10 protein-coding genes are annotated in these 11,522 nt (G+C 64.6%); 2 read left to right on the forward strand and 8 right to left on the reverse strand.

Going from position 1 to position 11,522, the window contains the following annotated elements:
* Positions 1 to 40: 40 nt before the first annotated feature.
* Positions 41 to 1,705: an AMP-binding protein gene (locus B4383_RS12115; RefSeq protein WP_078292719.1), complete on the forward strand. Its 1,665-nt coding sequence runs from the start codon at positions 41 to 43 to the stop codon at positions 1,703 to 1,705.
* Between the two features lie 87 nt (positions 1,706 to 1,792).
* On the opposite strand, the gene B4383_RS12120 is transcribed toward B4383_RS12115, so the two are convergent.
* From B4383_RS12120 to B4383_RS12150, 7 genes are all read right to left on the reverse strand, one after another.
* Complete coding sequence (locus tag B4383_RS12120) at positions 1,793 to 3,154, reverse strand: salicylate synthase (protein WP_078292720.1); 1,362 nt, start codon at positions 3,152 to 3,154, stop codon at positions 1,793 to 1,795.
* A gap of 99 nt (positions 3,155 to 3,253) precedes the next feature.
* Entirely contained in the window at positions 3,254 to 5,965 is a 2,712-nt protein-coding gene (locus B4383_RS12125; RefSeq protein ID WP_078292721.1) for a fumarate reductase/succinate dehydrogenase flavoprotein subunit, read from the reverse strand.
* Positions 5,965 to 6,708 carry an ABC transporter ATP-binding protein gene (locus tag B4383_RS12130; RefSeq protein WP_078292722.1) on the reverse strand — a complete coding sequence of 248 codons (744 nt, stop codon included), beginning with the start codon at positions 6,706 to 6,708 and terminating at the stop codon, positions 5,965 to 5,967. The genes B4383_RS12125 and B4383_RS12130 overlap by 1 nt, the downstream gene beginning before the upstream one ends.
* On the reverse strand, positions 6,705 to 7,511 hold the full coding sequence (locus B4383_RS12135) for an ABC transporter permease (RefSeq protein WP_078292743.1): 807 nt from the start codon (positions 7,509 to 7,511) through the stop codon (positions 6,705 to 6,707). The genes B4383_RS12130 and B4383_RS12135 overlap by 4 nt, the downstream gene beginning before the upstream one ends.
* Positions 7,512 to 7,579: 68 nt before the next feature.
* Positions 7,580 to 8,977, reverse strand: a complete 1,398-nt coding sequence (locus tag B4383_RS12140; RefSeq protein WP_078292723.1) for an ABC transporter substrate-binding protein — start codon at positions 8,975 to 8,977, stop codon at positions 7,580 to 7,582.
* 13 nt (positions 8,978 to 8,990) lie between these two features.
* Positions 8,991 to 9,218 (reverse strand): 4Fe-4S dicluster domain-containing protein, encoded by a 228-nt coding sequence (locus tag B4383_RS12145; protein ID WP_005058882.1) that lies wholly within the window; start codon positions 9,216 to 9,218, stop codon positions 8,991 to 8,993.
* A gap of 8 nt (positions 9,219 to 9,226) precedes the next feature.
* Positions 9,227 to 9,970: a GntR family transcriptional regulator gene (locus B4383_RS12150; RefSeq protein ID WP_078292724.1), complete on the reverse strand. Its 744-nt coding sequence runs from the start codon at positions 9,968 to 9,970 to the stop codon at positions 9,227 to 9,229.
* Positions 9,971 to 10,321: 351 nt separating this feature from the next.
* On the opposite strand from B4383_RS12150, the gene B4383_RS12155 reads away from it, so the two are divergent.
* Positions 10,322 to 10,648, forward strand: coding sequence for an SDR family NAD(P)-dependent oxidoreductase (locus B4383_RS12155; RefSeq protein ID WP_078292725.1), 327 nt, complete (start codon positions 10,322 to 10,324; stop codon positions 10,646 to 10,648).
* A gap of 33 nt (positions 10,649 to 10,681) precedes the next feature.
* On the opposite strand, the gene B4383_RS12160 is transcribed toward B4383_RS12155, so the two are convergent.
* Positions 10,682 to 11,395: a siderophore-interacting protein gene (locus B4383_RS12160; RefSeq protein WP_078292726.1), complete on the reverse strand. Its 714-nt coding sequence runs from the start codon at positions 11,393 to 11,395 to the stop codon at positions 10,682 to 10,684.
* Between the last annotated feature and the right edge of the window lie 127 nt (positions 11,396 to 11,522).

Raw genomic sequence — 11,522 nt, forward strand, 5'->3', positions numbered from 1 at the left:
CCCTATCTAGACTGTGAGGGGTCACCCACGAGGAGCTGCGATGACACAGGCCACAACAACCCCTACCGCTTCGGCTACGAAGAGCCCAGTGGAAGGTTTTGTCCCCTTCCCCACGGCGCGCGCCGATGCGTACCGCACGGCCGGGTACTGGACCGGAAAGACCGTGGAGTCCCTGCTCCGTACGGCCGCCGCCAGGCGAGCCGATCATCCCGCCGTCATCGACGAACACGGTGCGATGACGTACGGCGAGCTCGATATGGCCGCCGACCGCGCCGCACATGCGCTCGTGCGGCTCGGGATTACCCCCGGCGACCGTGTACTGCTTCAGCTTCCCAACCGGACATCCTTCGCCGTCGCGTTCTTCGGCTTGATGCGTGCGGGCGCGATACCGATCATGTGCCTGCCGGGACACCGGGCCGCCGAGCTGTCTCATTTCATCGACGTGTCCGGTGCCGTCGCGTTGGTGATCGCCGATTCCGCCGGCGGGTTCGACTACCGCCCACTGGCCGTCGAGCTGTCCGCACAGCACCCTTGCCTGCGCCACATCCTGATCGACGGCGAGATTCCTCCGGGCGATTCGGAACGCTTTGCCCCATGGTCAACCCTGCTGGAAACCGTTGAGATTCATAGTGACCTACCGGCCGTACACACCGACACCCCTGCGCTACTCCTGGTCTCGGGCGGCACCACCGCGGCCCCCAAACTCATCCCCCGCACCCACGAGGACTACGTCTACAACGCCACCCGGGCCGCACAGGTGTGCGGCCTCACCGAGAACGATGTCTATCTCGTCGCACTGCCCGCCGGCCACAACTTCCCGCTGGCCTGCCCGGGTCTCATCGGCGCCATCAGCACGGGTGCCACCACGGTTTTCCTTTCAGACCCGAGCCCAGAGTCGGCATTTGAGACTATTGCCCGGCATCTCGTGTCGGTGACAGCGCTAGTGCCCTCACTTGCCCAGCTGTGGGCACAGGCCACCGCATGGGAACCTGTACTGCCGGAATCACTACGACTGCTCCAGGTAGGCGGCGCGAAGCTCGGAGCCGAGGACTCACGCGCGGTGAGGGAATCACTCACCCCGGGGCTGCAGCAGGTATTCGGCATGGCCGAGGGCCTGTTATGCCTCACGCGCCCAGGCGATCCCACGGACATCCTCGACAACACCCAGGGCCGGCCCATGTGCGAGGCCGACGAGGTTCGCATTGTGGGAGAGGACGGCGCCGAGGTCGCCGACGGTGAACCGGGCGAATTACTGGTGCGTGGACCGTACACACTGAACGGGTACTACCGCGCCGAGGCGGACAACGTGCGCTCCTTCACCGCCGACGGTTTCTACCGCAGCGGTGATCGCGTGCGCGCGCTGCCCGATGGCTATCTGGAAGTCACCGGCCGCATCAAGGACGTCATCCTGCGCGGCGGCGAATCTATCGCCGCACTGGATCTCGAATCGCACCTACAGACACATCCCGCCGTCTACGCGGCCGCCGCAGTCGGCCTGCCCGATCAGTACTTAGGCGAAATTGTCTGTGCGGCCATTGTTTTCAATGGTAAGCCGGTGACGGCCACGAAGCTCAACGAGCACCTTCGGGACCGCGGCGCCGCGGCACACTCGCGAGTAGACAAGCTGGTGGCGGTTCCGTCACTTCCCCTCACCGCGGTAGGCAAGATCGACAAACGCGCCCTGATGGCCTCCTTGACGAGCTAAGCCTCCCCGCGCCCGGCCCTGACGCGGATCGCAAAAACCGGGGCCCCTAGGGGCCCCGGTTAACGCCATGTGGTGGCAGTGTGGTGGTTATGCCTCACGTTTGATCACGTACGGGGCGATACTGCCAAGCTTCTCGCAGGTCTCCTCGAACTCCCGATCGGGTGTCGACGCCTCGATGATGCCCGCGCCCGCGCGCAGCCAGGTGTGCCCGTCCTGCTCGTAGGCCGAACGCAGCGTCAATGCCGCGTCCAGTCCGCCATCCGGGGACATCATCACCACCGCGCCCGAGTAGAGACCGCGCGGGTGATCGTCGAGCCGTAGGATGGCGTCAACGCCCTCTGCCTTGGGGATACCCGATGCGGTCACCGCGGGGAAGAGCGCCTCCAGCGCATCCATCCGCGTCATCCCGGCGCTCAGCTCTCCGCTGACGGTAGATCCCAGATGTTGCACACTGCCCCGCTCACGCACGGTCATGAAGTCGGTCACCTTCGTGCTGCCCGACTCGGCGACCTCGGCTAGCTCGGCGAGTGAGCTGCGCACGGAAATCGCATGCTCCACAATCTCTTTGGCATTCGACTCCAGATCGTCGCGCGCCACCCGGTCTGCGTCCTCGCCCCGGCCGAACGCGCGGGTTCCGGCCAACGGCTGCGTGATGATGGTTCCGTCCGCCTCGACCGCCGCGACGAGTTCGGGGCTGTAGCCGAGGGCACGAATGCCGCCGAGCCGCAGCAGGAACGAGCGCACCGGCGTGTTGTTCTGACGGCCCAGGCGGTAGGTGGACGGAAAGTCCATGGCGAACGGCACTTCCACGCGCCGCGACAGAATCACCTTGTGGTACAGGCCCGATCGGATCTCGGCGGTGGCGATGCCCACGCGGCCGCGGTAGTCGGATGGGTCCGGAACCAGGTCGATCGACGCCGGCACCGCCACCGCGGGGGCACCCTGATCGAGCACCCGCCTGATCTCGTCGACATAGCTCTCTTCGCAGACCGACACTCCGTCGGCCGTAATCACGACCTCCACCCGGGGGACGAAAACCCGCGCCATCGGAGTACCCGGGGTCAGCCTGTGCTGCAGGCCAAAGCGGTACGTGCCGAACTCGAAGGCGACCCACCCGAAGGCGCGATGCACGCCGTCGGAGATCTCGTTCACCGCTCGTTCGAGGGCGGCGCCGGGGTGCCCGGACCAACCGCGTTTCTCCACAGCTCCATCGCGGATGATGCGCAGTCCGTCGCTGTCGAGTTCGACGGAGGCGCGGGCGCCAATGGCGAGCACCCATTCGCCGTCACGTTCGTAAATCAGGTACTCGTCGCCGCTGCGCTCGGGGATTTCCTGGGCGAGAACACTGGCGAGGTCGGCCGGCGCAAAACCGTCCGGCAGGCCCTCCTGCACAGAAACCCAGGTCTGGGCGCCGGTATCGGGATCTACGACCGTACTCATCTTCGACACCTGAGTAAGCCTAGCCTATGCTAAGTGGCTCTGGTACCCGCCCGTAACATGACCTCCGCCACGTTGCCAGGCCCCATCTAGCGCGCTTCGGCGTTCCTGTCAGCCGGCCGCAAGTGCCTGTCGCGCATAGGATCTGACATCCGCGTCACCATCTTGCAGCGCGCCGGTCAGTGCATCACGAACGGAGGGCTCCGTCGAGGCCCATTGGCTCAGACTCAACACGGCCGACTTACGCACATCCAGATGCGGATCGTCCAGCGCCCGCGCCAGCGGCGGTACGGCCTGCCCTGGACGTGCTCCGGCCAAGGCGCGCACCGCACCCTGACGGATCTGCCAGGCCGGAGCCTTCAGTGCCTCCTCTACGGCATCGAGGATCTGATCATCGACCCCCAGCGCACCCACGGCCGTCAACGCCGCGGCCCGCACCAGCGGATCACGATCACGCACCAGCACCCGCACCGTCGCACCACCGGCGACCAACTTCGCTAGCCCATTGGCTACGGCTATGCGTACCTCGCGGTTCTCATCGGCGGCGGCGGTGGCAATGGACACCGCATCGTCCACCGACACCAGGGCGCGTACCGCTTCGATGCGGACTCGATGATCGGAGTCGCGCACGGCCGCCACATAGGCGGCAGGATCACCGACCTTCCGGGCACTCGCCACATACAGCGCGGTACTGCGCACCAAGGGGTCGGGCGCTTTAACGTGATCACGGATCGCTGCAGGGTCCTCGAGAACCTCCACGAGCTCCCGTGCGCCATCGGCCGCGGTGCGACGCACGGACGCATCGCTGTCCCCCAACGCATTCAACAAGGCATCCTCGTAACCCGCGGGTATGTGCTCGGTGAGCGCTGCGATCGCGGTACGGCGCACACCCGGATCATCATCGGTGAGGTACTGCAGCAGTTCCTCCACGGTGGGAGCCTCCAGCGACAGCACCGCGGCGATCCGCGGGGACGGCGGCTGTTCGGCTTCCGCAGCGATCACGTTCGAGATACGGGCGGCCGGTGCTTTCCCACCCATGAGTTCGGGCTGATGCACCGGGATCGGATCGGTCTCCCCCGACGGCAGGTCGTCGAGACCCGGTACCGGGACGAAATACGGTGCGACGGGGCGTTTCACGAAGTCCATGTCACCGTCGACGGTCTTGTGCAGGTTCAGGTGAAAACGCCAATTCACGTCGTCACGGTCTGGCAAGTCTGCCCTGTCGTGGTAGAGGCCCCACCTCGATTCGGTGCGGGTCAATGACGAACGTGCCGCCATCTCGGCACAGTCTCTGATGAACGACACCTCGGCCGCCCGCATCAGCTCATGGGGGGTGCGCGCGCCGATCTGACCCACCTCTTCGGCCATCCGCTCGAATGTCTGCACGGCCAACGACAGCTTGGCCGCCGTCTTCGGCGGGGCCACATAGTCGTTGACGAACCGGCGAAGCTTGTACTCGACCTGAGGCTGCGGTGGGCCGTCCGGATGGCGCAGCGGGCGGTAGATCAGCTCGTGCGCCTCTTTGACCTGGTCAACCGGGAAATCCAGCGGTGCGGGTGTTTTCGAGAGTGTCGACGCCGCGTGCTCACCGGCCAGATCGCCGTACACAAAGGCACCGATCATGTAGTTGTGCGGCACGCACGCCAGGTCCCCGGCCGCATACAGGCCGGGCACCGTGGTGCGAGCATGCTCGTCCACCCACACCCCTGATGCGGAATGACCGCTGCACAGACCGATCTCGGAGATATGCATCTCGATGTCGTGGGTGCGGTAGTCATGCCCGCGATTGGCGTGGAACGTGCCGCGGGTGGGTCGCTCGGTGGTGTGCAGGATGCTCTCCAGCGCCGTCAACGTCTCATCCGGCAGGTGGGTCACCTTGAGATAGATCGGGCCGCGCGCGGATTCGATTTCGTTCTTGACCTCCGCCATCATCTGGCCGGACCAGTAGTCGGAATCGACGAAACGCTCCCCTTGCGCATTCACCTGGTAGCCGCCGAAGGGGTTGGCCACATACGCGCACGCGGGACCGTTGTAATCCTTGATCAGCGGATTGATCTGGAAGCACTCGATCCCCGACAGTTCGGCCCCGGCGTGGTACGCCATCGCGTACCCGTCCCCCGCGTTCGTCGGATTCTCATAGGTGCCATACAGATACCCGGATGCCGGCAGACCCAGGCGACCACATGGCCCGGTCGCCAGAATCACCGCCTTCGCGCCGACCGTGACGAACTCACCAGTGCGGGTGTTGAAACCCGCAGCGCCGATCGCCCGGCGCCGTGATATCCCGTCGGTTCCCGCACCCAGGTCTTCGGTGAGGACACGCACGGGCATGACCCGGTTTTCGATGCGAATCTTCTCCCGCATCGACTTCTGCCGCAGCACGCGGTACAGCGCCTTCTTGACGTCCTTGCCCTCGGGCATCGGCAACACATAGGCGCCCGATCGATGCACGCGTCGCACCGCGTACTCGCCGTGCTCGTCCTTCTCGAACTTGACCCCGTAGCGTTCCAGTCGCTGCACCATCGCGAATCCGCGTGTCGCGGTTTGATACACCGTGCGCTGGTTCACGATCCCGTCGTTGGCGCGGGTGATCTCCGCGACATAGTCCTCCGGCTCGGCCTTGCCGGGGATGACGGCGTTGTTCACGCCATCCATACCCATTGCCAGCGCACCGGAGTGCCGCACATGCGCCTTCTCCAGAAGTATCACCTGGGCGCCATTCTCGGCTGCCGTTAGTGCCGCCATGGTCCCGGCAGTTCCGCCGCCGATCACCAGGACGTCACAGTCCAGCCGGATGGCGCTAGCGAGTTCAGGGATCTGCATCAGGCAACAAGCTCCGTATTATTCAGTGCGGCAAGAATTTCGGTGCGCAAAGCGCTCCGATCGCTGTCGGGCTCGCGAGGGCTGGGAACATCCAGTAGCGCGCGCAGCGGGTGGCCGGCCCGGCCCAGGACCGCGATTCGGTCTCCGAGCAGTAATGCCTCGTCGACATCGTGTGTCACGAACACCACCGTGGTTGGATGGCTGCGCCACGTATCGATCAACAGGCGCTGCATGCTCGCACGAGTCTGGGCATCGAGCGCTCCGAAGGGCTCGTCCATCATGACCGCGCGCGGAGCACCCGCCAAGCCGCGAGCCAACTGGACACGTTGGCGCATACCGCCCGAGAGGCTCTTGGGCAGGTAATCCTCGAACCCGGTCAGGCCCACATCGTCGATCCAGGTCTGCGCCGCCGCACGCCGCCCCGCACGAGGCACACCGCCCAGCCTCAGCGCTAGTTCGACATTTGATTGCACAGTGCGCCAAGGCAATAAAGCATTGTCTTGGAACACCATGGCCCGATGGCGTGAGGTGGTGACAACCCTTTCGCCATCGGCGCGGATGGTGCCGGAATCCGGCGGGAGCAGCCCGGCCAGCGCGCGCAGCACGGTGGACTTTCCGCAGCCCGAGGGCCCGGTGAGAACCAGGATCTCGGCGGGGCGCACGGTCAGGCTGAGACGATCCACCACCGTACGTCCCCCATAGCCGAGGGTGACTCCATCCAGCACGAGGGTTGAGGCGCTCATGAACGCGCCTCCTCGGCACGGGGCAGCCACCGCGTCACCCGGCGCCCGACCAATTCGACAGCAGCCGACGTCAGGAATCCGAGAACACCTATGGTAATGATTCCGACGAACACATCCGGGTAGGCCAACACCGTGTACGACTGCCAGGTCCGATATCCGACTCCCAAACGGCCCGAGATCATTTCGGCTGATATCACACATATCCAGGCAACGCCGATGCCGACGGACAGCCCGCCGAACACGCCGGGAAGACTACCCGGTAACACCACGCGCAACAGCACATCCCAGCGGCCACCTCCGAGGGTGCGGACCGATTCCTCCCACAGCGTGGGCAGCGCACGCACCGCATGGCGCGTACTCACCATGATGGGGAAATAGGCCGCCAGGAAGGTGATGAACACGATCCCGGCCTCGTCGCTGGGAAACAACAGGATGGCCACCGGCACGATCGCGATCGCGGGAATCGGGCGGGCCAATTCGGTAAGCGGGCCAAAGATATTCGCGAACAGCGGGGAGCGTCCCAGCCAGATACCGGTGATGACGCCGAGCACCGCGGCGAGGCCGAACCCGGTGAGGATCCGGACGGTGGACTGGCCGAGGTCTAGCCAATATTGTTCGGTACCAATGCGCTTGGCGAGCGCGGAGACGATCTCGGTGACCGTGGGCAGGGTGTCGAATCGCAGCCCGAACCGCACCTTGTTGGCCGTCAAGAGCTGCCAGAGCAGTACGACAGTGGCCACGGACGACGCCCGGACACCCCAGGCCAGATACCGCGAACCCTGTCGCCGGGGATTCGCGGCCACATCGGTCTGCTCCCCGGCGGGGGCAGCCGCGACAGTTCGCGGTCTGGCCTCCAGGATCGGTAGGCTACTCACGATGCCGCCGCCAGTGCCTGCGTGTAATCCAGGGAGGTTGCGCCGGGGTGGGTGGAGATGTATCGGCTGGCGCCCGCGCTCGTGGTGAACGGATGCAACCCGGCCGAATCCCGGACCCACCAGGCGTGGTCGGCGAACCACCGAGTGCCCAGTACGGCGTCGGCGACGTAGGCGGCGCGGACCTTCTGACCGGCCGCGTTGGCGGCATTGACGGCTTTCAACAGCTCCTGCGGGGTGGCATACACCTGCGTGGAATCCTGACCGTCGAACCAGATCTCGGCGGCGCGGACCGGGTCTGCCCCGTCGGCGGGGTGCAGCACCAGCGGGTTGGCCTTGGCGGCCAATTCGGTCTCGTAATTCTTCGCACGCGTCGTGTAGGCCTGACGCAGCAGACCGTCCTGCACAAACTCGTCGATGTTGAAATCGGCGAAGTCCCCGATCGATTTCAGGTAGGGCACATCGCTGGTGAATGCCTCGATGAGTGAGGGCTTGAGGGTGGTGTCGAACGACGTGCCACCCGGCCCGTTGTAGAGGTACACCACTTCCTGGGGTAGGCCGCTGCCCTCGGCCACGATGCGAGCCGCCTCGAGAGACTTTTCGTGGATGAAATCGGTGGCGTCTAGTTGGGCCTGCAGGAAGGCATCGAGTACCTCCGGATGCTGCTTGGCATAGTCGCGGCGCACCACCACACCATGGAAGGTCGGAACATTGAGCTCGGCACCGTCATAGAGGAGCTTGGCCTTCTTTTGAAAGACCAGCAGGCCCGGCCAGGCCACGAACTGTGACAGCGCCTGCACCTGACCGGATTCCAGCGCTGAGGCACCAACCTGTGGCTGCTGGTTCAGCACCTCGACATCCTTGGCCGGGTCCAGACCGTCGTTGTGCAGCGCGCGCACCAGCGTGCCATGCCCCGCCGAGCCGACACTCGCGGACACCTTCTTGTCTTTCAGCTCGGGAAGCGTGGTGATCGGCGAATTCGGCGGCACCACAACCATGTTGAGCGCACCCTTGGCGTTGTACCCGGTGATTGATACCAGCTCGGTGCGTGCCTTCTCATTGGCTTGGGTCTTGGATCCATTGATCAGCAGCGGGTAATCGCCCATCGAGCCGATGTCGATCTTTTCGGCGAGCATCTGTGCGGTGATCGGCGCTCCGGTGTCGTAGTCCTGCCACTGCACGGTGTACTTGTTTCCGGTGCGCGAACCGGCCTCGGCGAGCCGCTTCTCCAGATACCCCTGGGCGCGCAGCAGCGTGCCGGCGGTCACCGTGTTGATGGTCTTCGACTGATATCCGACAACAACGGTCACTTCGTTGGCCGAGCCGGACCCGGAGTCCAGGGAGCAGCCGGTGACGAGGGCGAGAAGCAAAGCGGAGAGAAGGGCCGTTCTCTTCATGAGGTGTCCTGACTTAACGGAGGAGATAGGGCATGTTGACGGTGACGGCACCGGTGGGACAGCGGGCCGCGCAGGGCCCGCAGTACCAGCACTCGTCGACGTGCATGAAGGCCTTGCCGTTTTCTGGATTGATCGCCAGCGAATCCAGTGGGCAGATGTCCACACACAGCGTGCAGCCGTCGATACACAGCGATTCGTCGATGGTGACCGGAACGTCGATACGGTTGTTGACCAATGTCATGAGAGTCCTCAGATATCCCTTAATAGACTGCTGCGCAACGTGATTCGATCACCGCGCATCCGGATGTACTCGAGGTCGACGGGGGTCCCGTCATCGAGGTGGGTCAGTCGCTCCAGCAGTAGCAGCGGCGCGCTGTCGGGCACGTGCAATGTCGCAGCCGAATGCGAATCCGCCGCAACGGCTTCCAGCGCCAGATTGGCCGACCCCAACCTGCGTCCAGTCACCCGCTCGATCAGGGCGAATACGTCATTAGTCTCGAGCTGGTGCTCGATGACCGCCTCCCCCACATCGGCGGTGAGATAGGTCTTGTCCAGGCTCAGTGGCAGATCGCCGAGGTAGCGCAGCCGCTCGATGAAGATGACGCGTGCGCCCGGCTCAAGTCGCAACCTGTGCGCGACCGCCGGCGGCGCATTGACCTCCTGGATGACGCGGACCTCATTCCAGACCTCGCCGTATCCCTTGAAGGTCTCCTTGAGCCCGAGCAGTGCGTCCAATCCATGCTCGTACTTGCGCAACGCAACGTGAGTGCCGGTACGAGGTCCACGCTCGATGAGGCCTTCGTCCTTCAGCGCCGTCAGCGCCTCCCGGACCGTATTGCGGGACACAAAGAACTCCGCGGCCAGTTCCTGTTCGCTCGGCAGGCCGCCGTCGGTATATCCCCCGGCGTGGATTTGGTGGCGCAGCACATCCGCGACCAGCCTCGCCTGATCGGCGCGCGGACGGCGTAATGGTGTGGGCTCGACAGCGGCCACGAGTTCTCCTGACGTGAGACAACCTCGCCAACACGCTAAAGGCCAGCTCAACGGCCATCCGGCGAATGAAATCGATATCTGTCAGGTCTGCTTCATTGCGCCGGTCCGCACCCCACTCCTACCTGCTACGCACCGTCGGTTGCGCACCATTGCGCCACCGCCGCGCGACGGCCGAGATTGGATTCACGGTGATCGGAACGGCGGGTCAGAGGGCGGTGCGGGCCCGCTCCAGGGAGGTGACGGCCCGCGACCCCGCCGACTCGGCGTGAATGGAACCAACAGTGGAGGTCATCCAAGCAATCCACATGGCGCTCACATCCGGGCCCCAGGAATCGCTGGCTCAATAGGGACATGCACCACAACACAACCTCCGGCACCGACGACTCGGCACCCGACGTTGTCGTCGTCCTCAACGCCGATGACCCCAGCGGGCGTGAAATCGTCCGGATTCTGGTGCGCAACGGGCATCGGGTCGTCGTCTGCGGCAGACACGCCACCGATCTGACGAGGATGCTCCACGGCTACGGGGCAGATCAGGTGATGGCCATCGCCGCGGATGCCAGCGATCCGCGTCAACTGCGCGAACTCTGCCGACGCGCCACAGACCGGTTCGGCACCGTCACCACCATCTTGGACGCGGCGGGTAGGCAGATGCCGCGGCTGCGGCTCGCCTCGTAGCGGGCATCGACCGTTCCCACAGATCGTTTCCCTTTACGCCATCCAGTAAGCCTGGGCCTTGATCGATCTGCGCGGGATGCCGTACCGGTCCTTGAGGACGTGCGAGACCTCGCGCGTGGTCCGGGTATCGCATGCCACCCACCCGAAGAACTCGGGGGCATCGAAGGCTTCCTCACACACGACATCGGCGAGTGAGCGTTCGCCATCGCGATCCACCCAGACCGCATCCGCACCGACCGGCAGTGTTTTGTCGCTCTCGTGCGCGGCCTCCAAAAACACCGTGGCCGGACTGTCGCCGATCGCCGCCAGCAGGGAGTTGATCGCAGGCAGGGATGCAGCGTCACCGACGATGACGTATCCACGGGGAGCCGGATCGGGGAGCTCGAAGTGACTGCCCAGCACCGTTGCCTCGATGGTGTCGCCGACCTGGGCAGACTGTGCCCAGCGAGCGGCCAGCCCGTCGTGCAGCGCGAACTCGATATCGACGGTATCGGCCTGCGGGTCGGGGTTGACCAGTGTGTATCCACGCTGGTGCAGCTTCTCCCCATCCGAGAACCACAGCCGGATCCACATGGTCGGATGAAGATCACGACCCTGCAGCAGACCACCTGCCGAGAAGCTGAGCCTCAGATAGTGATCGGTCAGCTCCCGCCGACCGGTCAGTGTTAGCTGATAGTCGCCAGCACGGAACAATTTGAGAACCGTGCCCTGCCATCCGCGTGTCGGTTGCGTCACTGTGCTCGGCATTACACCCTCTTCGATTCGCTGAGTGCGTTTTTAGTTTAGGCTAGCCTAAATATCTTGACCTGCGTAAGGCTAGGGTTAGCTATCGACACTTAGGTAAGGGAATGCTAATCTCTTGCCGAGCAAGCAA

Origin of the sequence: Mycobacterium sp. D16R24 (assembly GCF_002013385.1) — a bacterium.
In the GTDB taxonomy this organism is placed as follows: domain Bacteria; phylum Actinomycetota; class Actinomycetes; order Mycobacteriales; family Mycobacteriaceae; genus Mycobacterium.